19 protein-coding genes are annotated in these 23,438 nt (G+C 41.9%); 12 read left to right on the forward strand and 7 right to left on the reverse strand.

The annotated features are described in order from the left end of the window. Positions 1–3: 3 nt before the first annotated feature. Positions 4–1,242: a cystathionine gamma-synthase gene (gene metB / locus I6E78_RS01500; RefSeq protein ID WP_011329367.1), complete on the reverse strand. Its 1,239-nt coding sequence runs from the start codon at positions 1,240–1,242 to the stop codon at positions 4–6. Positions 1,243–1,441: 199 nt separating this feature from the next. On the opposite strand from metB, the gene metJ reads away from it, so the two are divergent. Then, on the forward strand, positions 1,442–1,762 hold the full coding sequence (metJ, locus tag I6E78_RS01505) for a met regulon transcriptional regulator MetJ (RefSeq protein ID WP_006793094.1): 321 nt from the start codon (positions 1,442–1,444) through the stop codon (positions 1,760–1,762). Between the two features lie 98 nt (positions 1,763–1,860). Here the strand turns inward: metJ and I6E78_RS01510 are convergent, their stop codons facing one another. After that, positions 1,861–3,102, reverse strand: coding sequence for a malic enzyme-like NAD(P)-binding protein (locus tag I6E78_RS01510; protein ID WP_011329368.1), 1,242 nt, complete (start codon positions 3,100–3,102; stop codon positions 1,861–1,863). A gap of 544 nt (positions 3,103–3,646) precedes the next feature. After that, on the reverse strand, positions 3,647–3,862 hold the full coding sequence (gene rpmE, locus I6E78_RS01515) for a 50S ribosomal protein L31 (RefSeq protein WP_011329369.1): 216 nt from the start codon (positions 3,860–3,862) through the stop codon (positions 3,647–3,649). 256 nt (positions 3,863–4,118) lie between these two features. On the opposite strand from rpmE, the gene priA reads away from it, so the two are divergent. From priA to I6E78_RS01540, 5 genes are all read left to right on the forward strand, one after another. Next, the gene (priA, locus tag I6E78_RS01520; protein WP_197181833.1) at positions 4,119–6,305 is read left to right on the forward strand and encodes a primosomal protein N'; all 2,187 of its coding nucleotides are present in this window, start codon (positions 4,119–4,121) and stop codon (positions 6,303–6,305) included. Between the two features lie 20 nt (positions 6,306–6,325). Next, the gene (locus tag I6E78_RS01525; protein ID WP_197181834.1) at positions 6,326–6,853 is read left to right on the forward strand and encodes an SPOR domain-containing protein; all 528 of its coding nucleotides are present in this window, start codon (positions 6,326–6,328) and stop codon (positions 6,851–6,853) included. Between the two features lie 79 nt (positions 6,854–6,932). Continuing rightward, positions 6,933–7,451, forward strand: coding sequence for an ATP-dependent protease subunit HslV (gene hslV, locus I6E78_RS01530; RefSeq protein WP_011329373.1), 519 nt, complete (start codon positions 6,933–6,935; stop codon positions 7,449–7,451). A gap of 11 nt (positions 7,452–7,462) precedes the next feature. Further along, positions 7,463–8,791, forward strand: a complete 1,329-nt coding sequence (hslU, locus tag I6E78_RS01535; RefSeq protein ID WP_011329374.1) for an HslU--HslV peptidase ATPase subunit — start codon at positions 7,463–7,465, stop codon at positions 8,789–8,791. A 67-nt stretch (positions 8,792–8,858) separates the two neighbouring features. Continuing rightward, the gene (locus I6E78_RS01540) at positions 8,859–9,233 is read left to right on the forward strand and encodes a gamma-butyrobetaine hydroxylase-like domain-containing protein (RefSeq protein WP_011329375.1); all 375 of its coding nucleotides are present in this window, start codon (positions 8,859–8,861) and stop codon (positions 9,231–9,233) included. Between the two features lie 27 nt (positions 9,234–9,260). On the opposite strand, the gene I6E78_RS01545 is transcribed toward I6E78_RS01540, so the two are convergent. Further along, complete coding sequence (locus I6E78_RS01545; protein ID WP_197181835.1) at positions 9,261–11,141, reverse strand: methyl-accepting chemotaxis protein; 1,881 nt, start codon at positions 11,139–11,141, stop codon at positions 9,261–9,263. Positions 11,142–11,475: 334 nt separating this feature from the next. Here I6E78_RS01545 and rraA point away from each other — a divergent pair, with 334 nt between their 5' ends. After that, complete coding sequence (gene rraA, locus I6E78_RS01550; protein ID WP_011329377.1) at positions 11,476–11,973, forward strand: ribonuclease E activity regulator RraA; 498 nt, start codon at positions 11,476–11,478, stop codon at positions 11,971–11,973. Between the two features lies 1 nt (position 11,974). Then, entirely contained in the window at positions 11,975–13,024 is a 1,050-nt protein-coding gene (locus I6E78_RS01555; RefSeq protein ID WP_179808229.1) for a formimidoylglutamase, read from the forward strand. Here I6E78_RS01555 and I6E78_RS01560 read toward each other — a convergent pair. Together I6E78_RS01560 and hutI are read right to left on the reverse strand one after the other, a co-directional pair. Then, the gene (locus tag I6E78_RS01560; RefSeq protein ID WP_404936204.1) at positions 13,021–14,790 is read right to left on the reverse strand and encodes an EAL domain-containing protein; all 1,770 of its coding nucleotides are present in this window, start codon (positions 14,788–14,790) and stop codon (positions 13,021–13,023) included. The genes I6E78_RS01555 and I6E78_RS01560 overlap by 4 nt on opposite strands. 41 nt (positions 14,791–14,831) lie before the next feature. Then, positions 14,832–16,079, reverse strand: a complete 1,248-nt coding sequence (hutI, locus tag I6E78_RS01565; protein ID WP_197181836.1) for an imidazolonepropionase — start codon at positions 16,077–16,079, stop codon at positions 14,832–14,834. A 120-nt stretch (positions 16,080–16,199) separates the two neighbouring features. Between hutI and hutC the strand changes: the two genes are divergently transcribed. Genes hutC through hutH form a run of 3 tightly spaced genes read left to right on the forward strand, consistent with a single transcriptional unit; the run spans position 16,200 to position 20,142 of the window. After that, positions 16,200–16,913 carry a histidine utilization repressor gene (gene hutC, locus I6E78_RS01570; protein ID WP_011329381.1) on the forward strand — a complete coding sequence of 238 codons (714 nt, stop codon included), beginning with the start codon at positions 16,200–16,202 and terminating at the stop codon, positions 16,911–16,913. Between the two features lie 20 nt (positions 16,914–16,933). Next, positions 16,934–18,607, forward strand: coding sequence for a urocanate hydratase (gene hutU, locus I6E78_RS01575; RefSeq protein WP_197181837.1), 1,674 nt, complete (start codon positions 16,934–16,936; stop codon positions 18,605–18,607). A gap of 2 nt (positions 18,608–18,609) precedes the next feature. Then, positions 18,610–20,142: a histidine ammonia-lyase gene (gene hutH / locus I6E78_RS01580; protein WP_086997263.1), complete on the forward strand. Its 1,533-nt coding sequence runs from the start codon at positions 18,610–18,612 to the stop codon at positions 20,140–20,142. Here the strand turns inward: hutH and I6E78_RS01585 are convergent. Beyond that, a complete protein-coding gene (locus I6E78_RS01585) occupies positions 20,139–20,909 on the reverse strand; it encodes an NAD-dependent epimerase/dehydratase family protein (protein WP_041454596.1) in 771 nt (256 codons plus the stop codon). The two genes, hutH and I6E78_RS01585, sit on opposite strands and share 4 nt — an antisense overlap. A 110-nt stretch (positions 20,910–21,019) precedes the next feature. Between I6E78_RS01585 and I6E78_RS01590 the strand changes: the two genes are divergently transcribed. Further along, positions 21,020–23,047 carry a methyl-accepting chemotaxis protein gene (locus tag I6E78_RS01590; protein WP_089368817.1) on the forward strand — a complete coding sequence of 676 codons (2,028 nt, stop codon included), beginning with the start codon at positions 21,020–21,022 and terminating at the stop codon, positions 23,045–23,047. Positions 23,048–23,438 lie beyond the last annotated feature (391 nt).

Below are 23,438 nucleotides of genomic sequence, written 5' to 3' on the forward strand. Positions count from 1 at the left end.
TAATTACCACAACGCCGGGTGAGCAGCGCTCAATTTAACATTACTACTTGCGCTAGCACCTGCTTTACCTGCGTTATTGTGCTGACCTGGTTGCACTAAATTAAATACCCGATCAAAGTCTGCTAATAAATCTGCTACATCTTCAATACCTACCGACACACGAATAAGCGTATCGCCAACGCCAGCGGCTAAACGAGCCTCGGCTTCCATTCCTGCATGCGTCATTGTTGCTGGGTGGCATATTAAGCTCTCTACGCCACCTAAAGATTCAGCTAAGCTAAATGTTTTAAGGTTTGTTAAAAATGCAGCTGCGTCATTTACATCACCTTTAATGTCAAAACTAACCATGCCACCAAAACCAAGTTGCTGTGCTTTAGCCAATTCATGTTGTGGATGCGACTCTAGCCCCGGGTAATATACTTGGCTAACAAATTTTGAGCTTTCAAGGTACTTAGCAATAGCTAAGGCATTTTCTTGATGCTGCCGTAAGCGTACATTTAAAGTACGCAAGCCACGCAAAGTTAAGTAACTATCAAACGGTGCCCCCGTTATACCAATATTATTTGCCCACCAAGCCAGTTCTTCACCTAGTTCGTCAGTTGCAGCAATAACCGCACCGCCAACCACGTCTGAGTGGCCATTTATGTACTTAGTGGTTGAGTGCACCACAATATCAACGCCAAATTTAATCGGGTTTTGTAATGCAGGCGATAAAAAAGTGTTATCTGCGGCTACCAAAGCACCGCATTGTTTCGCAATATCGGTTACTGCTTTAATATCAGTTAAACGTAAAATAGGGTTACTAGGGGTTTCTATCCAAATTAACTTAGGTTTGATTACTAAAATTTGCTGCAAACTTTCTGGTTTAGTTAAATCTAACACTTCGAGTTTTAATAGGCCGCGCTTTTGTAATGAGGTAAATAAGCGATAGCTGCCGCCATAACAATCATGGGGGATCACTAACGTATCGTCACTATTAAGCAGCTGAGTGGCTAAATGTACGGCAGCCATTCCTGTTGCAGTAATAATGCCGCGAGCACCGCCTTCGAGTTCGCTGAGTGCTTGGGCTAAAGTATCACGATTTGGATTACCACTGCGGCCATAGTCATATTGACGTTTTGTATCAAAGTCGGCAAACGAATAAGTGGTTGATAAATACAGCGGAGGCACAACCGCGCCATGGTGCTTATCAGCATCGACACCACTGCGAACTGCAATTGTCGCTTTATTTTTTTCACTCATATTTATTACCTGCTTTATTTAGATGTTTAGACGTCTAAAACAGTAATTCATTCAACTTAAGAAGTCAAAACATTTAAACACCTAGCCATCTGTGCAACAAGTATTTGACTAATTTGTTTAAATCGATAGAATTTCACGCATATGCGCGCTATTTTTTAGTAGGGTGAGCAATTAATAATCTGAGGCAACGATACATCTTATGGCAAAATGGAATGGCGAGTATATTCACCCATACGCAGAACACGGGAAAAAATCAGAGCAAGTTAAAAAGATCACCGTTTCGATCCCGCTAAATGTATTAAAAGTACTAACCGATGAACGCACCCGTAGGCAAATTAATAACTTACGCCATGCAACTAATAGCGAGCTATTATGTGAAGCATTTTTGCATGCGTTTACTGGGCAACCGTTACCTAACGATGATGATTTACGTAAAGATAACGCCGAAAAAGTGCCTGAAGAAGTGAAAAAAATAATGCAAGAAATGGGCTTAGAAGTTCCTGTTTTAAACGAAGACTAAACAGCGGCTTTTAAACAAAAAAACCTCAGCCATGCTGAGGTTTTTTTATGGCTATAAATTACACTGAAGTAACTTAATACCGAGCAACATAATGCTGCTTATTCCATATAGTTTGCTGGCAGCTCTATTTGCGCTACGCCTGAAGCAATGGCTGCTAATGCAACTGCTTTAGCAATACGCGGCAATAAACGCGGGTCCATAGGCTTAGGAATAATATACTCTGCACCAAACGCTAGCTTATCTACACCGGCAGCTTTTAGTACTTCTGGTGGAACCGGCTCTTTGGCAATACTACGAATAGCTTCAACTGCTGCAATTTTCATTTCATCGTTAATTTCACTGGCACGCACATCAAGTGCACCACGGAAAATAAACGGAAAACACAACACGTTATTAACTTGGTTAGGGTAATCTGAGCGCCCTGTTGCCATAATTAAATCGCTACGTGCGCCGTGTGCCAGTGCCGGATCAATCTCAGGGTCTGGGTTCGAACAAGCAAATACGACTGGCTTTGCTGCCATTAATTTTAAATCATCGGCCGATAATAAGTTAGGGCCCGACACACCAACAAATACGTCAGCATCTTCAATTACATCTTGTAATGTACGCTTATCGGTATTGTTAGCAAATAACTGTTTGTACTCGTTTAAATCATCACGGCGAGTGTGAATAACACCTTTACGATCAAGCATATAAATATGTTCACGCAGTGCACCACACTTAATTAATAACTCCATACAAGCAATCGCTGCAGCGCCGGCACCTAAACATACAATAACTGCATCTTCAATATCTTTGCCTTGCACTTCCAGCGCATTTATCATGCCTGCAGCCGTTACAATAGCCGTGCCGTGCTGATCATCATGAAAAACAGGAATACTACAGCGTTCAATAAGCGCCTTTTCAATTTCAAAACACTCTGGTGCTTTAATATCTTCAAGGTTAATACCGCCAAAAGTATCAGCAATATTAGCCACAGTATTTATAAAGTCTTCGGTGGTGCGGTGTTTTACTTCAATATCAATTGAGTCAATGCCTGCAAAACGTTTAAACAACAACGCCTTGCCTTCCATTACCGGTTTTGACGCTAAAGGCCCTAAATTTCCTAAACCTAAAATAGCAGTACCATTGGTGATCACTGCAACCAAATTACCTTTACCTGTGTACTTATAGGCATTTACAGGGTCAGCAGCAATTTCACGCACCGGCTCAGCTACACCGGGGCTATAAGCTAAAGCGAGATCATGAGCCGTTTCTGCAGGCTTGGTTAGCTCAATGCTGATTTTACCTGGAACGGGGTGAGAGTGATAATGTAGTGCTTGTTCACGAAAGTCCGACATAACGCGATTATATCCTGCAATTTAAGTTAAAGTGAGAGGGAGTAAAGCGACACTTAACATGCCTTAAAGTACGATACCCTTATTATTTTTAAATTCCAAGCAATATCAGGTCTATCCTGTTATATGCTAGATCTGTTAATTTTAAGCGAATTTTCAGCAACTTCGATAAAAACATCGCTACTTTTCATAAATATAAATTGTGCTAAAAGGCACTTTTCAAGCTTATTTTAGTTAAAAGTATTATTCACAAAACAGCGTTTTTAAAATGTGAATAAAATCAGCTAAAAGCGATTATTTATTCTGCTTTAACAACACATAGCTTCATGTTGGCTACTTTTAGAAACCGAGTTTAAAATTAAGCTATTAAAAATATAGAGAATATTAGGTCATTTGTCTGCAAAGGTTTATGCATACCGAGAATAAGAACAGGAAATAGTTATGCAAAAGCAATAAACTTAAAACTAGCGAGGTTAGGGGGAAGTTAGAGGATTTTTAGGCATAAAAAAAGCATCCTAAGATGCTTTTTTTAACTAAATAGCAATAATTACTTTTTGCTACCAAGTGCACCGAAACGCTTGTTGAAACGATCAACACGTCCGCCAGTGTCTAAAATCTTTTGCTTACCAGTGTAAAACGGGTGACACGCAGAACAAACGTCTAGGTGAATATTTTTACACAGAGTAGAGCTAGTTTCGAATTCGTTTCCACATGAACAAGTTGCAGAAATTACTTCGTACTTAGGGTGAATACCTTCTTTCATAGAAACCTCTAGTTAAGGCCGCATCGCTCTCCAAACCCGGAGTCTGGCACCATACGTCGTTAAAACAAATTTATTGGTGGCGGATTTTATCCAACAACCATCAAGCACACAAGCATTAATTAGTATTTTTGCTAAAAAAATAACCATTTTGAGTAAACAAGGTTATTTGGTAGTAGGTTTTTAGCTGTATTTTTAGTACATTAGGGCCAAGTATTAGCACGCCCTCCCCCATTATTTTTTTAACAGTTGAGTTACTATGTATTTTGTTGAAGTTGCTATAAAAGTTCCACTACCGCGCACCTTTGATTATAAAGTAGATAGCCAGCTTGGTGAAGCTTCTGCGCCATTAAAACCCGGAATGCGGGTGTTAGTACCCTTTGGTAATCAACGTAAAGTAGCCGTGGTTTTAGCGCTTAAAACAACAACCGAAGTGCCTGAAAACAAAATAAAGGCAATTTTTGAAATTATCGACGATACGCCAATTTTATCTGCAGAGCACATAGAGTTACTGCGCTTTACTGCCCGTTATTATTGCTACCCGCTGGGTGAAACCATTCATATTGCATTGCCAAGCGCACTACGCCAAGGCGAATCGCCTGATAAAACCAGCATTAATATGGTAGCCCTAACGGAAAAAGGCGCGCTGCTGCCGTCATTAAAAGCTAAGACTCAACTTAATTTACTAAAGCAGCTATCGCAATCAGGCAAGTCGTCATTAACCGAGTTAAAAGCTTTGGGCTTTAGTAAAAAAACCATTGATAGCTTAATAGATAAGGCACTCATAACGCAGTCAATTGAGCATGATAACCACTGGCAAAGTGTAGCCCCAACAGTGGGTAGCAAACCAACACTTAACAAAGAGCAAGCGATTGCCTGCACCACAATTAATCAAAGCAGCGGTTTTAGCAGCTTTTTATTAGAAGGTGTAACCGGTAGCGGCAAAACAGAAGTGTACTTACAATGTTTAGAAGAAGTACTAAAGCGCGGCGAACAAGCACTAATATTAGTGCCCGAAATAGGCTTAACCCCGCAAACCGTTAACCGCTTTCGCCGCCGCTTTCCCGACACCCCCATTATGCTTTGGCATTCAGCTTTAACCGATAATGAACGCTTACAAACCTGGCGTTTTTGCGAAAAAGCCAGCTGCGCCATAGTAATAGGCACACGTTCGAGTATTTTTCTGCCATTTTTAAAGCTCGGCATGATAGTGGTTGATGAAGAACATGACTCGTCTTTTAAACAGCAAGACACGCTGCGCTACCATGCCCGTGATTTAGCTGCGTATCGTGCATATCAGCATAAAATTCCGCTTATATTAGGCAGTGCAACACCGGCACTCGAAACCCTGCACAAAGCAATTAATAATAAATACCAACTACTGAGCCTTACTGAGCGCGCGCAAACCGCTACCGATAACCAATTTAAATTACTCGATATGAAAGGCCAGCCCGACCAAGCAGGCATTGCCCATGCCAGCCTTGCTACCATGCGCCAACATTTAAAACGTGGCAAACAAGTGATGGTGTTTTTAAATCGTCGTGGATTTTCGCCCACGTTAATTTGCCATGAATGTGGCTGGTTAAGCGAATGCAAGCGTTGCAGCACCAGTGCCACTTTTCATAAAGCTATTGGGCAAATGATTTGCCATCACTGTGGCGATCAATATCATGTTCCACACCAATGCCCCGACTGCGGTAGCACGCAAATTTTTCCTAATGGTAAAGGCACTGAGCAAATAGAAGAGTTTTTATCGAGTGAATTTCCACAAACCCCTGTTACACGTATCGACCGCGACTCTACTCGTCGTAAAGGCAGCCTTGAAAAAGCACTGGATGAAATAAACCTAGGCGGCGCGCGCATTTTAGTGGGCACGCAAATGTTGGCTAAAGGGCATCACTTTGCCGATGTAAGTTTAGTGGTTATTTTAGACGTAGACAGCGGCTTATACTCCTGTGATTTTAGAGCAACTGAGCATTTAGCCCAACTTGTTACGCAAGTGGCCGGGCGTGCTGGGCGCTCAGGTGAGGCAGGCCAAGTGTTATTGCAAACACATTTTCCTGAGCACCCACTATTACAAGATTTGGTTAATAATGGTTATCAGGATTTTGCTCGCTTTGCACTGCGTGAACGTGAAGATGCAGACCTACCACCAATCACAAATATGGCCATTGTTCGCGCCCAAGGACACAATATAAAACAAGTCGTCGACTTTTTGACAGATTTGGTTCCAGTAAGCGGGGTAACTGGTATACAATTGCTCGGTCCAATACCTGCTCCTCTTGAAAAAGTAGCAGGTATGTATCGTTTTCAATTACACATTCAAGCGCAAGATCGCCGCGTATTGCACCAATATCTTGCGCAAATGGTTGATTATCTAAGCACTAGCAAACTTGCACAAAAAGTACGCTGGAGCCTAGACGTAGACCCTATAGACATGATTTAGGTTAAGGCCAAAATAAAGCTATGGCACAGCACGATTACATTAACAAAAAACCAGCAAACCGCAAAAAAGCGAAATCAGCGCCCGCTAAAAAACCCTTTCCAATACTGTTAGTTTTAATTGTTACTTTATTGGTGGCAGGTTTTGCTTATGGCTTATGGTTTATTAAAAATAACGCCGATCCTGAGCTAGTTGAAAAACAAGCTAACCCTGTACCTACAACTCCTGTAGAAGTTGTTGTACCACGTACGCCTGCGTTTATTAAAGAAATTAGAAACCACGAAATTCAGGTTGAAGTAAAAGAACTTGAACAAAAAGGCCCTTACGTTATGCAATGCGGTTCGTTTAGAACCTACCCGCAGGCTGAATTGCTAAAAGCTAAAATAGCCTTTGCAGGGCTTATTTCTGAAATAAAAGAGACCACAGGCAGCAGTGGCATTTGGTATAAAGTACGCTTAGGCCCCTATAAAACCAAGCGCCAAGCTGAGAGCGATAAAAATAAACTTAAACGTGTAAAAATAGTCGGCTGCGGAATTTGGGGCTGGACTTGAAAATAAACCATTCACCCATATAACCTCTTCATAATCGTTTTTTACGAGTTGCCCCTGCAGCTCGATGATGAGGAATAATATGACTACTATCGTAAGTGTACGCCGCGGCAACAATGTTGTAATTGGCGGCGACGGCCAAGTTTCGCTTGGTAACACAGTAATGAAGGGCAATGCCCGTAAAGTTCGACGCCTCTATAATGGCAAAGTAATTGCTGGCTTTGCCGGCGGTACTGCTGATGCCTTCACCCTTTTCGAACGCTTTGAAAGCAAACTAGAAATGCACCAAGGTAACCTCACTAAAGCCGCGGTTGAAATGGCCAAAGACTGGCGCAGCGATCGCGCTTTGCGCAAGCTCGAAGCACTGCTTGCTGTAGCCGACGAAACAGCCTCTTTAATCATTACCGGTAATGGTGATGTAGTACAGCCAGAAAATGACTTAATTGCCATTGGCAGTGGCGGTAACTTTGCCCAATCGGCAGCAACTGCCTTACTGGAAAACACCGATTTAAGTGCTCGCGAAATAGTAGAAAAAAGCCTAACCATTGCAGGCAATATCTGCGTATTCACTAACGACTTTCAAACTATCGAAGAATTGTAACAGGAACCGCTATGTCTGCTATGACCCCAAGAGAAATTGTTCACGAGCTAGATCAGCACATTATTGGTCAAGCAAAAGCTAAAAAAGCCGTTGCTATTGCACTGCGTAACCGCTGGCGCCGGATGCAGCTAAGTGATGATTTACGTAATGAAGTAACACCTAAAAATATTTTAATGATTGGCCCAACGGGTGTTGGTAAAACCGAAATTGCGCGCCGTTTAGCTAAGCTTGCTAACGCGCCATTTATTAAAGTAGAAGCAACTAAATTCACCGAAATTGGCTATGTTGGTAAGGAAGTTGAAACCATCATCCGCGATTTAGTCGATGTTGCGATTAAAATGACGCGTGAGCAACAAACTAAAAAGTTTAAGCATCGCGCTGAAGAAGCAGCCGAAGAGCGTATTTTAGATGCGCTTTTACCACCAGCTAAAGATCAATATGGCGAAAGCCAACGCGATGACAGCTCTTCAACTCGTCAAACGTTTCGTAAAAAGCTACGTGAAGGCCAATTAGATGACAAAGAAATCGAAATTGATTTAGCTCAAGCACAACCAAACGTAGAAATTATGGCCCCCCCTGGTATGGAAGATATGACCAACCAGTTGCAAAGCATGTTTCAAAACATGGGTGGCGATAAGCGCACTAAGCGTAAGTTAAAAATTAAAGAAGCCTTTAAATTATTAAGTGAAGAAGAAGCCGCTAAGCTAGTTAATCCTGAAGAACTAAAAGAGCAGGCTATTTTTGCAGTTGAACAAAATGGTATTGTATTTATTGATGAAATAGACAAAATTTGTAAACGCGGTGACTCATCAGGTCCAGACGTTAGTCGTGAAGGCGTACAGCGCGACTTACTACCATTAATTGAAGGTTGTACGGTTAGCACTAAGCACGGCATGGTTAAAACTGACCATATGCTATTTATTGCTTCGGGCGCATTTCAAATGGCTAAGCCATCAGACATGATCCCTGAGCTACAAGGTCGCCTTCCTATTCGTGTAGAGCTTGAAGCACTTACTGCTGATGACTTTAAACGTATTTTAACAGAGCCGCATGCATCGCTTACCGAGCAGCAGCGTGAACTGCTTAAAACTGAGCAAGTTACTATTGAATTTAGTGATGATGCAATTGAGCGCATTGCTAAAGCCGCTTGGCAAGTTAACGAAAAAACCGAAAACATCGGTGCTCGTCGCTTACATACGGTAATGGAAAAACTAATGGAAGAAATTTCATATGACGCTTCAGAGCAAGCCGGAACATCACTGGTAGTTGACGCCGCTTATGTTGAAAAACACTTAGGTGCGCTAGTTGAAGATGAAGATTTAAGCCGCTACATTCTTTAATTAAAATTAGCTGCATAAACAGTTATACTAAAAGCCTCCGCACTGGGGGCTTTTTAATGAGATAAAAATGAAACACGTAACAAAAGTACATTACCACAGCGTTAGCAAAAATTTAGATGTTTACTTTGATGATGACAGCCAAGCCGTATTTAGTTGTGAATTTTTACGTGTGCACTCTCCTTCTGCAGAAGTGCAAGGACATGGTTCAGGGCCAATGAAATTAGTATTCAATAAACAATCCGTTGGTATTAAAAACATTGCTCATGTTGGTCATTACGCACTGCGTTTAGATTTTGACGATGGCCACAATAGCGGGTTATTTAGCTGGCAATATTTTGCAAAACTACAGGCGCAGCAAGCGACTCTATGGGATGAGTATTTAAAGCGGGTTAGTGAGCACAATAACTCTAAAGACAGCGTACCCATAAAGTTTATTCCTTAAACTATACGGGTACTTTATTGCTAAGTTTTAAACCTTAAATTTGTCAATTGCAGCAAAAAGCACTCGTGCTTGCGCTGATACTTCTTCGCTTGTTTGCGCATTGTTAGCAGCGTGCCCTGAGGTGTTTCTGGCAATATCACGAATACTCACCACATTTTTATTTACTTCAGATGCTACTTGGCTTTGTTGATCAATTGCCACAGCAATTTGTGTGCTCATTTCCATAATCGTTTGCACATCTTCGGTTATTGCTCCGAGTAACTCACCAGCTCTATTTGCTTGCGATGCACTTTCATCACCTTGTGAGCGACACTGATGCATAATACTCACCACTTCTTGAGTGCGCTGTTGTAGAGTATTTATTATACCTTCTATTTCACTTGTAGATTCTTGTGTTCGTTGAGCCAATGAGCGCACTTCATCTGCAACCACAGCAAACCCTCTGCCTTGCTCACCCGCTCTAGCGGCTTCAATAGCAGCGTTTAACGCTAACAAGTTAGTTTGATCGGCAATCGCACGAATAACATCAAGCACAGAGCCTATTGTTTCACCGTCTTTTTCTAATAAAGAAACGACACTTGACGCATGCTCTAAAGAGTCAGACAACCCTCTAATATGCGCGACGGTTGACTCAACCTCACTACGACCTTGTTGCGCACTTAAATTAGTTGATTCTGCTTTTTTAGCAGCAGCTTCGGTATTATGTGAAATATCTTGAATGGTCGCCTGCATTTCGGTCGCCGCAGTGGCCACCATATCGGCTTCATGTAATTGATCTTGCATACCCGAGCTGGTTGCGGCGGTACTTTCTGATAAATTTTCAGTCGCGATATTTAACGCATTTAAAGCCCCACTCACCTCATTTATAAGGTTATTAAAGTCACCAATTAAACTATTAAAATCTTTCGACATAATCGTAATTTCGTCATTGCCAATTTGCTCAATGGTTACTGTTAAATCATTATTGCGTCGAATCTTGTTTATAGATTGGTAAATACGCTCTACAGGTACAATGATAGAGCGACTGGTTAAGTAAACCAGGGTTAAAACTATAATACCCGATATAATAAACACCATAATAGCGACCGACTGTGCTTTAGCTATACTGGCTTCAACTTGCAATTTAGTATCTGCTACTAGCTGCATTACCAACTGATCACTTTGCTCTACACTTTGTTGCATGCGCCCAAGTGCGCCAGAGTCTAGATCAACACCTAATTCAAGCTGCGCTTTTACCAATGTTTGAAAAGCACTTTGATAATTAGACAGTAGGTTTTTTAAATTACTTTTAATGTTTTGACTTAGTGATGAGCTCGTTATTTTTTGCTGTAACGTATCAACATGATCTTGAAAACTTGCTAAATATTTTTCATCCAAACGTAACATAAAGTCTTTTTCGGCACGTCTTAGCTGTAGCATTAGGGTCAATAGCTGGTATTCATCTTGTTGATTGAGCAAACTTTCTACTTCATGCACAGCACTTCGCAGTTGCCCATAAAGCCCATCGTCTTGATGTAAGCCAATACTTTTTTGCAGTCGCACAACCTCATTAAAATCACTATAAAAGCTTTTTATTAAACGCATATAGAGGGTTATCTGCTGTGTATCAATCTCTGAATCTTGCATTTGCGATTGTAATTGAATTATTTGTTTATTTAATTGTGCGTATTCTTGTTCAAATAATGAGAGTGCTTGTGGCTGTTTATAAAACAAAAAGGTTTTTTCATGTGCACTTAACTGCAACTGATGAATGTTTAACTGCTCGGCCTGTTGCGTGATGTTCGTTAACTTTAACGTGGTTTGTGAACCTGTGATAATTACATATAAAAAAGCTAGCATGGCCAAAGCAACAGTTAAAGCATTTAGCTGTAAACGCCGCTTAATGGTCAAGTTTTGCAAAACAATCATTGTTACACCTTTAAAAATTTAATGAGCAACTCTGTTACTTACACTTAAATAACTTAAGCTTTTAACAAAGAAAGAAATACCGAAAAACACTAAAACACCTGCACTGCTGAGCACTTTTTAAAGTGACGTTATTTAGCTTAATTAACCGCGCAATTATTTAGTTGCGGATTATATGCCAGCAATAACTTAAGGCCTATACATTGTATAGGCCAATGATTACAAATTATTTATTAGCCGCCTATTTTGCCTAAATTTACTGCGATTAAGTCGTTGTTATTGCATATAAGGAGGGTATACTGAAGCATAAACTAATGTATCTTTTGAGGATAAAATAATGGATTACAGCACTTCTGACTTATGTGACCACTTTGCCGATGTGGTTGACGTGCTTGAACCTATGTTCATCAACTTTGGTGGCCGACACAGCTTTGGTGGCCGCATTAAAACGGTTAAATGTTTTGAAAATAATGAACTTATCCGTGAATTACTTTCTCAAGATGGTACAGACCTAGTGCTACTTATTGACGGTGGTGGCTCTACTCGTCGTGCGCTTATCGATATTGAACTGGCCGAACTTGCACTTGAAAACAACTGGCAAGGTATTATTGTTTACGGGGCTGTACGCCACGTAGACGAAATTGAAGAGCTTGATTTAGGCATTCAAGCTATTGCCTCTATTCCGGTTGCAGCAGATAGCCAAGGCGCAGGCGAAGACGGCATTGGGGTTAACTTTGCTGGCGTATCGTTTTTTGATGATGACTTTATTTATGCCGACAGCACCGGCATTGTATTATCTGCAGAAGAGCTAGAACTGGAAATCGTAGAAATATAACGTGGCGCACTATTTAAACGTTTACGATGAAAGCGCGGTTAAGTCGTTTTGCACTAGTCGCGCTAACGAAACCAAAGTATGGCAGTCAATGTCATTACTCGATACCGACGTAAATATACAACAAGCGCTTAGCGATGCCGCACAATTTGGCATGCGCTACGTGTTACTGGGTATTTGTGAAGATATTGGCCCAAAAGCAAACTTAGGAGCCGGGGGTGCAGAGCAAGCATGGCCGGCTTTTTTACAACGTTTTTTAAACCAGCCTTATAATCAATTTATTGCCACGCAAAAAGTACTGTTACTTGGCGAAGTGCACACAGCTGATTTAATGGCGCAAAGCGCTCTACTCGACAACCAAAAACCTGCCCATTTAACACAGTTGCGTGAGTTATGTGAGCAACTTGATCAACGCGTAGAAGCTATATTAAGTTTAATATTTAAAGCGGGGCTTGAACCCATTGTTATTGGTGGTGGCCATAATAATTGCTTAGGTATTATAAAAGCGTTAGCTAAGTATAAAAACACCGCTATTAACGCTATAAATTTTGATCCCCACGCCGACTTTCGAGAATGCGAAGGCCGCCACAGTGGTAATGGCTTTAGCTATGCGTACAGCGCGCAGTGTTTAAAAAGTTACCATGTTATTGGCTTGCACGAGCTAAAAAACAATCAAGCTATTATAGATGCGTTAGCCGCTGCTAATTTTACTTTTAATAGCTATCAGTCAATCGCCGTTAAACGTGAAATTAATCTAACTCAAGCAGTGAGCAATGCGCTGAAGAGTTTTGATGCAGCGCCTCTAGGTGTTGAGGTTGATTTAGATAGCATTGCATTTATGCCTGTAAGTGCTTATACCTGTAGTGGTTTTAGCGTAAGTGACGCTGAGCACTTTGTGCATTTAGCTGCAAGCAACCGCCACTCTCACTACTTACACTTATGCGAAGCAGCTCCCATTCAACATCCCAGCGGGATTAAAGCCGGTAAAGTGCATTGCGGACAAGTTATTAGCGCACTAGTGAATAGTTACCTGCAAGCCAAAGAGTGTGCTTAATTACTTTGCTGCTGCGCTAATTGCCACTGCTTTAACCAGCTCATTAAACCAACACTGCTTAATGGGTGGCCAAAATAATAGCCTTGTGCAGCATAGCCTTTTAGGCTTTTTACAAATTTAAGCTGATCTAGGGTTTCAACCCCTTCAAAAATAACCTTAGTACTTTGTTGATTATGCATTTGTACCATACCAACAACTAGGCTGCGAATATTGTTTTGATTACTAAAATCAGCAGTTAATGCTGGCGCGACTTTAATGTATTCTACCGCTAAACTAGGTAACTTAGAGAGCGAAACGGGGTTATCGCCCAAACCATCAACACACACTTTTAAGCCTATATTATTAAGCCGCGCAATCATGGCTCGCCCTTTGTCATCTAGGTTAGTAAAAATATGTAGCGGGCACTCAACAATTAAATCGCCAGGCCTTAAGTTATGCTCTTTCATAGCACTCGTTACAAATTCTACAAACTCTTCATTGAGCATTTCAGGGCCAAATACATTAATGCTCAATGGCACTGCAAAGCCCTCCATACGCAATGCCATTGCAAGTTCAGCAGCGCGCTCTATAACAAATATAGCCAGTGGGTAAGCAAGCCCTGCAATTCTAATATCATCAATAAAACGACTCGCTGAAAGTATGCCTTGCTTAGGATGCTGCCAACGCAGTAATAGTTCTAAAAATTCAATTTGGCCATTATCATTTACAATAACCGGCTGAAAATACAGCTCGAACTCATTGGTGAAATCAATTTCTGCAAGCTCTTTTAATCGTGCTTGCTGCTCTAACTGCTCGATCATCATTTGTTGATGATAAGCAACCACCTGTTGTTTTGGCTGGCTATCAAGTGCTAAATAAGCCGATTTAATTAAATTATCAAAGTCTTCATCTTGCTCATTACAATGCACATAGCTTGCTCTTGCGGTCACTTCTATAGTGCAGTTAGCCACATTAAAAGGTTTAAGTGTAGCGCCAAATATTTCGGTAATTATTTTTTCATGCAAGTGTTTATGGCTGGCTAAGTTACAAATAAAAGCAAAATTAAGCCCTCCTAAATGGGCTAGTTTTTCATCGTCCTCTAACGATACAATGCCATCATTATTGAGTAATTCTTTTATTCTATTCGCCGACTGAGCAAGCAGTAAATCACCAAAATCACGCCCAATATGCTGATTAACTTGCTCAAAACCTTCTAAACGAAGAATTACCAACGCCCCTAGTGACGGTGCTTTATTACGCCACGTATTATAACCTTGACGTAATTTTTGTTTATCGGCAAAAGAGGCCAGCGGAGAGCTTTCGATGTAATGTTCAGGTGCTGCTTGCTGCTGCTTCAAGGGCGCTTGATTAAGTGTCTCATTATTAGTAATAAACCCAGTTAATGATAATAACAACACCGCACTAACAATCCAAAACAGTGCAATGCCAAACGCTGCAATGGCTATAAGTAATGCTATAAACAACACCGCAGCAAGTGCACTTAATATAATTAACAGCTTGTTTTTATGTACAATTGCATGCCACAAATTAAAGCCAAAACCTAATGCGAGTAAAGCGCTAAGCCATGCAGCACCACTGCTTAAAATAGCCAACCCTATTAACCCTGTGCATAAGTAGCTTAATCTAGATGCTGTATTTTTTACGCTCAGCAAGGTAGCGATCATCGCCATAAGTAAGGCGCCACTAAAAAAAACCGGCAAGCCACTGTCGCTAAGCAAGCTCAAATTAGCACTACTGGTACTGGCTAAAAAATTAAATAAAAGCATAAATATTAAGGCCTACTTATCGGTCTGGGGTAAAGGTGTGACTAAATAAGTTTACCCATAATCCATAAGTTTAACAGTTTATTTACCCCAAACTGGTAACTTAATTGTGCTGGATGGCTTATTTGCCAATGTGCAATGTCGGCCCTCGCACCTACTTTTAAAACTCCGCGGTCTGTTAATCCTAAAGCTTTAGCAGCATTACGAGTTACTCCAGCAAGTGACTGCTCGGGTGTTAATCTAAATAATGTGCATGCCATATTCATCATTAATTGTAGCGAACACAGCGGTGAGGTGCCCGGATTAAAGTCGCTAGCAATCGCTATAGGCACTTTATATTGATTAAGCAAAGCTATTGGCGGAAGTTGTGTTTCTCTTAAAAAGTAAAATGCGCCAGGCAACAATACTGCTACTGTGCCGGCCTGTGCCATCGCTTTTACGCCATCTTCATCTAGGTATTCAATATGATCAGCCGATAGCCCGTTAAATTGCGCCACCAGCTCAGCACCGTGTTGATTAGAGAGCTGCTCGGCATGGCATTTTACTGGCAAGTTATGTTTTTTTGCCGCCTCGAACACCCTCTTAGTTTGGGTATAGCTAAAGCCTACATTCTCACAAAAAACATCAACCGCATCAGCAAGGTTATTAGCCACTACCTGATCAAGCATATCGTTACATACTAAATCAATATAGTCATCGCTACGCCCTTTGTACTCTGGTGGTAGCGCATGCGCCCCTAAGAAGGTGGTTTTAATATTAATAGGGTGATGCTCATCAAGTAAGCGCGCCACTTCTAATATTTTTACTTCGTTGGCAGTATCGAGTCCATAACCCGACTTTATTTCAACAGTTGTCACGCCCTCTGCCAGTAACGTATTTAACCTATCTTTGGCGGCTACAAATAACTGCTCATGATCGGCAGCGCGGGTGGCTTTAACTGTACTAGTTATACCGCCACCTTGGGCAGCAATTTGCTCATAACTCACCCCTTGTAAGCGCTGCTCAAACTCCTCTGATCTAGAGCCTGCAAATACTAAATGCGTGTGGCAATCTATTAACCCTGGGGTTAACCATTGCCCTTTTATACTCAAGGTAGGCGTTGCAAACACATCAAAACTAGGTAAGTTTTTTTGCTCACCTAGCCACATAATTTTTCCATTTTTGATTGCTAAGGCTGCATTTTCTATCGCGCCATAAGGCGCCTCTACAGCACTATCCATAGTGGCAATGTTGGCATCGGTAAGCAGTAAATCAATATCTTCTAATTCATAACCTGGTGTTGCACTTTGCATATTGCGCGCCCTTGTGTTTTTTATAATGACTAAAATATAGTCTAACAACCCATCTTGTATATACAAGGTAATTATGCCATCTTAATCTTATAGTTTATTTTTAATACAATTAAATACACCATGACAACGCCTAAATTTGCACAAATAAAACAGTTTATAGTTGATAAAATTAGCAGTGCTACATGGCAAGAAAACCAGCGTGTGCCTTCTGAAAACGAGCTAAGCAATCAATTTTCTGTAAGCCGTATGACCGCTCGACGCGCATTAAGCGAGCTAACCGAGGCGGGAATTTTAACTCGCAGCCAAGGGTTAGGCACCTTTGTTGCTAGCTTTAAATCGCAGTCGTCATTGCTTGAAATTAAAAATATTGCCGATGAAGTAAAAGAACGCAATGGTAATTATAGCTGTACGGTATTGGCCCTTGAGTCGCTACCCGCAATCACTAGTATTGCCATTGCACTGGGTATTAAAGTTAACAGCACTGTGTATCGCAGTGTATTGCTGCATAACGAAAATACTAAACCACTGCAAATAGAGGAGCGCTTTGTAAATCCCACTTTTGCCACGCAGTACTTACAACAAAATTTTACGCTACTTACTCCACATGAGTACTTATCGAATGTAGCCCCGCTTACCCAAGCAACGCATACAGTGGAAGCCATTATGCCCAATAAACAAATGTGCCAGTGGCTTAACTTATCGAGTCAAGAACCTTGCCTGCAACTCATTCGCCGTACTTGGTCAAGCAACGGCATTGTGAGTTATGCCCGACTTGTTTCACCAGGGAGTAAGTATCGTTTAGGTGGTCACTTAACTTTTAAAAATAATAATTAAAAACTACAACAGGAGTAAATATGAACAATCGACTCGACAACAACCGCACAATACGCGCCCCCCACGGCGATAAAATTAGCGCTAAAAGTTGGCAAACCGAAGCCGCTAAACGCATGTTAATGAATAACTTAGACCCTGACGTTGCAGAGCATCCCCATGCATTAGTTGTTTATGGCGGCATTGGTCGCGCTGCACGTGACTGGCCCAGTTACGACAAAATTATAGCAACTCTCGATAGACTCGAAGATGACGAAACGCTACTCGTACAATCGGGTAAACCTGTAGGGGTATTTAAAACCCACAGTAATGCGCCGCGAGTACTCATAGCTAATTCTAACTTAGTACCGCACTGGGCTAATTGGGAGCACTTTAACGAGCTCGATAAAAAGGGCTTGATGATGTACGGGCAAATGACCGCGGGATCTTGGATTTACATTGGCTCACAAGGCATAGTGCAAGGCACTTACGAAACTTTTGTGGCCATGGCTAAACAACATTTTGCTGGCAGTGCTAAAGGTAAATGGGTATTAACTGGCGGGCTTGGTGGCATGGGCGGCGCACAACCTCTTGCTGCAACTATGGCAGGCTTTTGTGCATTAGTGGTGGAATGCGATGAAACCCGTATCGATTTTAGAATAAAAACCGGTTACGTAGATATTAAAGCCAATAACCTCGAACACGCACTACAACTTATAACTGATGCGTGCGTAAAAGGTGACGCTCTTTCGGTCGGGTTACTTGGTAATGCTGCCGATGTGTTTAGCACTTTAGTTAAAAGTAGCGTTACTCCCGATGTGGTCACCGATCAAACCTCAGCACACGATCCGCTAAATGGCTATTTACCGCAAGGCTGGAGCATGGAACATGCAGCTAAAATGCGCGAACAAGACCCAAAAGCGGTTGTAACAGCAGCTAAGCAATCAATGGCGGTGCAAGTAAGCGCTATGCTCGCGCTGCAACAAGCGGGCGCTGCTACCACTGATTATGGCAACAATATTCGGCAAATGGCATTTGATGAAGGAGTAAGTAACGCGTTTGATTTTCCGGGGTTTGTCCCTGCGTATATTCGTCCTTTATTTTGCGAAGGCATTGGCCCATTTAGATGGGTGGCACTGTCGGGCGACCCCGAAGATATTTATAAAACCGATGCCAAAGTTAAAGAGTTAATCCCCGATGACGCACACTTACATAACTGGCTTGATATGGCGCGTGAACGCATTCAGTTTCAAGGCTTACCGGCGCGTATTTGCTGGGTAGGATTAAAAGACAGAGCCCGTCTTGCGCTCGCTTTTAACAACATGGTTAAAAATGGCGAGCTTAAAGCCCCAGTTGTTATTGGTCGCGACCACCTCGACTCAGGCTCGGTTGCTAGCCCTAACCGCGAAACCGAAGCTATGAAAGATGGCTCTGATGCGGTATCTGATTGGCCATTACTCAATGCACTCCTTAACACTGCCAGTGGTGCTACTTGGGTATCGCTACACCACGGCGGCGGTGTAGGTATGGGCTTTAGCCAACATGCAGGCGTAGTTATTGTGGCTGATGGCAGCGACGAAGCAAAACAGCGTATTGCCCGCGTACTGTGGAACGACCCTGCAACTGGAGTTATGCGCCACGCAGATGCAGGCTACGATATAGCAAAAAATTGTGCAAAAGAGCAAAACCTAGACTTACCAATGTTAAACGAGGAATGATCATGCTTGAACTTACTCTCACCCCCGGATCGCTTGATTTAAACACGCTAAGAAAAATTAATAATTCACCGGTAAAATTGAGCCTTATAAAGCATGCCGAGTCACAAATAGCTGCCAGCGCACAAACAGTACAAAACGTAATTAACGAGCACCGTACTGTATATGGTATTAATACCGGTTTTGGCTTATTAGCTAACACCAAAATTGCCGATAACGAACTAGAGCTATTACAACGCTCTATTGTGCTTTCGCATGCGGCAGGTATTGGCGAGTATATGGATGACAGTACCGTACGCTTAATGATCATCTTAAAAATTAATTCACTGTCGCGTGGCTATTCTGGTATTCGTTTGCAGGTCATTGAATTTTTTATCCAGTTGCTTAATAGCCAAGTATACCCTTGCGTGCCTAAAAAAGGCTCGGTGGGTGCATCGGGCGATTTAGCACCGCTTGCTCATATGTGCTTGCCGTTACTAGCCGAAGGCCACATGCGCCACCAAGGGCAAATAATCAGTGCCGAGCAAGGGCTTAAAATTGCGGGGCTAAAACCACTTACCTTAGCCGCTAAAGAAGGCTTAGCCCTTTTAAACGGCACCCAAGCCTCGACTGCTTTTGCATTACAAGGGCTATTTAGAGCAGAAGATTTATACGCACAAAGCTGCGTAATTGGCGCTATGAGTATTGAAGCGGCCATGGGCAGCCGAGCACCATTTGATGCGCGTATTCATGAAATTCGAGGCCAACAAGGGCAAATAGATACTGCAGCTATATTTAGAGCCTTGTTAGGTCCACAATCACAAATTAGTGAATCACACGTAAATTGCGAAAAAGTACAAGACCCCTACTCTTTACGCTGTCAGCCACAAGTGCTTGGTGCTTGCTTAACCCAAATTCGCCAGGCGGCAGAAGTTTTATTATGTGAGTCTAACGGCGTAACCGACAACCCGCTGGTATTTGCTGATGTGGGTGATATTATTTCTGGCGGTAATTTTCATGCAGAGCCGGTGGCAATGGCCGCCGATAACTTAGCAATTGCCATTGCTGAAATTGGCGCACTTGCCGAGCGCCGAATTGCTTTACTAATTGACTCTAGCCTATCTAAATTGCCGCCTTTTTTAGTTGAAAATGGCGGCGTAAACTCAGGCTTTATGATCGCCCAAGTAACTGCCGCAGCCCTGGCATCTGAAAACAAATCACTTGCCCACCCAGCTTCTGTAGATAGTTTGCCAACCTCGGCGAATCAAGAAGATCATGTGTCTATGGCCACTTTTGCGGCAAGGCGCTTGAAGGAAATGGCCGATAACACCCAGGGCGTACTTGCTGTTGAATGGTTAGCGGCCGCGCAGGGGTTAGAGTTTAGAAAGCCGCTTACAGCTGCTGCTAAAGTAGAGCGTGCTAAAAGCTTACTGCGCGAGCATGTAAGCTACTACGATAAAGACCGTTACTTTGCCCCCGATATTGAAGCTGCAAATGCGTTATTAAACGCAGGCAAGTTATGCAACTTTATTGAGGGTGACTGCTTAGTATCTTATTAAATTGCGTATTGGTAACTAAACCCTAACGCCTCAATGGCTGAGCCAAGCACTTTGCGCTCAGCCGTATCTGTTCCCGTAAAGCGTGGCATTTCGCCGCCATGTTGTTGGCACTTTTGCGCATAGTAATCGCGCTTACAAGGATGCGACGGGTTAACCACATTATAAATACTCTGCCCTTGATGCCAATGCTCAAGCACCGCAAAAATAGCGTTAATCACATCTTGCTGATGCACCATATTAACGACTTGCTCGGCAGAGGTATTTAGCTCTTTACCTGCAATAAAACGCCCCGGCTCTCTATTGGGTCCAACTAAACCGGCTAAGCGCAGCACTTTACCGTTTTGCTCTAGTACTTGCTCTTCAGCTTCATATAGCTTTATTTGTCGCTCGTTTGTACACGAAATATCGCTGCTTTCGCTATATACACCTGGTTCTTGATCGTACACTCCCGTTGATGAGCAAAGTAAAAAGCCCTTAGCATTCAGTTTTTTTGCCAGTGTAAGTGCTGCCGTTAATGTTTGCGCATAATTGTTTTCACTATGGCGACTACGTGGAGGAATAGCGCACACCCAGTAGGCATTTTGTAAATCAATTTGATGCGTTAACTGGCCATTTTCTAGCAAAAACTGACGTTCAAAATCATGCTCATGCACTGCTGAGCGGTGTGTACCCTGCACTTGCCAACCTGCTTGCTGCGCATTAACGCATAAAGCACTGCCTAGCCAGCCCGCGCCTAGTACCACTAAGTTGTTACTCTGATGATTCAATTTATATGACCCCGTTTATTTAAATGTATAATTCTTAACTCATTTCATAGAGTTCTAAAATTAAATATGCTTAGATATCTGTTACAAAAACAATAACAACATGTGCACTTATGCTAAATAACTTATCATTAAGAAAAAAAATATTATTATTGATTGGCGGAACAATTACTATTTTACTGCTCATTGCCTCTACTTTTTTTGTTAACCATATTGCCAAACTATCCAGAGTTAATATAGAGCGTGAGGCTCAAAGCTACTTACAAAGCGAGCAATTATCAATGCAAAGTTACTTTGCTACATACGGTAAAGTAGTTGCCACCTTTATTAATAATCCGCATTTGGTGAATTTTTTTACCGCGTGGGATAAGCGCGATCAAGCCCTAGAAAATGCCAACGGCTACTTGGCTATAAATCAAGACTTTGTACGCATAAGTGCAAATGATGAAAATATTTTATCTGCTTTTTTTGCCTCAGCCACTACCGGCGAGTACTTTAAAGAAAACGAACGTACTGCATATTATAATGGCGAACCTTACTACGCGTACAAACGAGGTTGGTGGCAAGAAGCAATGCAAATTAATAAGCTTTACGTAGGCCCTATTTCGGTAGACTTAACCACAGGCGATGCCTCAGCAGTTGTACAACAACCTGTTTATAACCCACAAGGCAAATTAATTGGTGTGGGCGGCGTTGACTTACAACTTAATAAAATTAACGACATGGTCGAAAACATTCGCTTTAACGGCCAAGGCTATGGCTTTTTATTAGATGATCAACAAAAAGTTGTGCACTTTTCAAAAGCATCTGGACATAAACTCTCTGTCACCGACGAAGGCCCTAACGGTAAAGACGGACTCGATGCGCTTGAACAACAATTTAATAATACCTCAGGGTTTAAAACACTTAACAGTGCAATGCAAAATAACCTCGCGGGTAGCCAAACTGTTATGCTTAAAGGCGAGCAATTTTATGTGGTTTATAACCGCCTACAATTAGAGCAGCCTCATTTAGATTGGTATGTGGGTTTATTAATTCCAACCAGTATGATTGAAGCCCCGGTAAATGCTGCGGTTACAACCACTACAACCGCCGTTATCATTATTTTAGTGATTATTTTAGCAATGATTTTATGGGCCACCCATATGATTTCAAAACCAATCACTACACTCACGCATATTATGCGCGACATTGCTTCTGGCGAGGGTGATTTAACCCAAAAAATTAATATTGATAGCCAAGACGAAGTAGGCCAACTGGCTAATCATATGAATACCTTTATTGATAAGTTGCGAGCGATGATGCTAGACACCGCAGCACAAGCTGAGCAATTAAGTGCCGCTGCCGATCAGCTTAAAACGGTATCGCAACAAACGAATTCAGAAATTCAGCAAGAAAAACAACAAGTAGATAGTGTTAGTGCCGCAGTGACAGAAATGGCCACTACCGTGCAAGAAATATCACGTAACGCACAGCAAACAAATACCGCGGCAGAAGAAGTACAAGCAATTACTGCCGATGGTGCAAGCCGCTCAAGCCAAGCACAAAGTGTAATGAGTGCGCTGGCTGAACATATTGGCGAAGCCTCTAAGGTGGTTGCCGGGCTTGAGCAAGAAAGTAATAACATAGGCGCATTGGTTGATGTAATTAACTCAATTGCCGATCAAACCAACTTACTCGCGCTTAATGCAGCCATAGAAGCGGCCCGCGCCGGAGAACATGGCCGCGGCTTTGCCGTTGTTGCCGATGAAGTTCGCTCGTTGGCGAGTCGTACACAAGAGTCAACCGACGATATTCGCAATATGATTACCCGTTTACAGCAAATTGCTCAGCAAGCCTCTAGTATGATGCTACAAGGGCAAAAACAAACCGAGGACTCTGTGTTGCAAACAAAAGAAGTACTTAGCTCACTACAAAGCATTGCCCTGTCGGTAACTAAAGTACAAGATCAAAGTCATCAAATTGCCACCTCTACCGAGCAACAAACGGTAGTAGCAGAAGATATTAATACCAGCCTTAGTGCTATTAATAGTTTAGTTAATAGTACCGCAGAGCATGCACACACACTTGCCAATGAAGCACATGATTTAAGTGACCTTGCAGGGGCATTAAATAAAACGGTAAACCAGTTTAAACTATAAACGCCGGCTACTTATATTTAAGCGCTTGAGGATAAACTTTAAGCGCTTATTACCCCCTTGTTTTTAATTTATTCAGCACCATATCTTTGAGTGACTGTTGATATTTCAAAGTGGAAACTTACTTAATATCACTAGCTTTGCTAACAGTTTTCACCTCGTATAAAAATATATAGCAATTTTATGTACTAGATTAAGTTTTTCTGTTTTTAATCCATATCTTTTTAGTGAGATGGTTTGTTGTTTAGCAGAGTCTGGTATAGTAGCACACGTAATAAACAGTGCTTTTTGAACGGTTTAATACAAAATTGCTAATTAATGTGTCCTCGGTGTTACTTTAAAGAATACATTAATTATCAATTGTTAAAAATGGGTTAGCCGATGTACGGCTGGC

Source organism: Pseudoalteromonas sp. NZS127 (assembly GCF_015864805.1).
Classification (GTDB): domain Bacteria; phylum Pseudomonadota; class Gammaproteobacteria; order Enterobacterales; family Alteromonadaceae; genus Pseudoalteromonas; species Pseudoalteromonas nigrifaciens.

Coding starts and splice junctions, on each gene's coding strand:
- metB (WP_011329367.1), bottom strand. CDS start 1,242: ATGAGTGAAAAAAATAAAGCGACAATTGCAGTTCGCAGTGGTGTCGAT.
- metJ (WP_006793094.1), top strand. CDS start 1,442: ATGGCAAAATGGAATGGCGAGTATATTCACCCATACGCAGAACACGGG.
- I6E78_RS01510 (WP_011329368.1), bottom strand. CDS start 3,102: ATGTCGGACTTTCGTGAACAAGCACTACATTATCACTCTCACCCCGTT.
- rpmE (WP_011329369.1), bottom strand. CDS start 3,862: ATGAAAGAAGGTATTCACCCTAAGTACGAAGTAATTTCTGCAACTTGT.
- priA (WP_197181833.1), top strand. CDS start 4,119: ATGTATTTTGTTGAAGTTGCTATAAAAGTTCCACTACCGCGCACCTTT.
- I6E78_RS01525 (WP_197181834.1), top strand. CDS start 6,326: ATGGCACAGCACGATTACATTAACAAAAAACCAGCAAACCGCAAAAAA.
- hslV (WP_011329373.1), top strand. CDS start 6,933: ATGACTACTATCGTAAGTGTACGCCGCGGCAACAATGTTGTAATTGGC.
- hslU (WP_011329374.1), top strand. CDS start 7,463: ATGTCTGCTATGACCCCAAGAGAAATTGTTCACGAGCTAGATCAGCAC.
- I6E78_RS01540 (WP_011329375.1), top strand. CDS start 8,859: ATGAAACACGTAACAAAAGTACATTACCACAGCGTTAGCAAAAATTTA.
- I6E78_RS01545 (WP_197181835.1), bottom strand. CDS start 11,141: ATGATTGTTTTGCAAAACTTGACCATTAAGCGGCGTTTACAGCTAAAT.
- rraA (WP_011329377.1), top strand. CDS start 11,476: ATGGATTACAGCACTTCTGACTTATGTGACCACTTTGCCGATGTGGTT.
- I6E78_RS01560 (WP_404936204.1), bottom strand. CDS start 14,790: ATGCTTTTATTTAATTTTTTAGCCAGTACCAGTAGTGCTAATTTGAGC.
- hutI (WP_197181836.1), bottom strand. CDS start 16,079: ATGCAAAGTGCAACACCAGGTTATGAATTAGAAGATATTGATTTACTG.
- hutC (WP_011329381.1), top strand. CDS start 16,200: ATGACAACGCCTAAATTTGCACAAATAAAACAGTTTATAGTTGATAAA.
- hutU (WP_197181837.1), top strand. CDS start 16,934: ATGAACAATCGACTCGACAACAACCGCACAATACGCGCCCCCCACGGC.
- hutH (WP_086997263.1), top strand. CDS start 18,610: ATGCTTGAACTTACTCTCACCCCCGGATCGCTTGATTTAAACACGCTA.
- I6E78_RS01590 (WP_089368817.1), top strand. CDS start 21,020: ATGCTAAATAACTTATCATTAAGAAAAAAAATATTATTATTGATTGGC.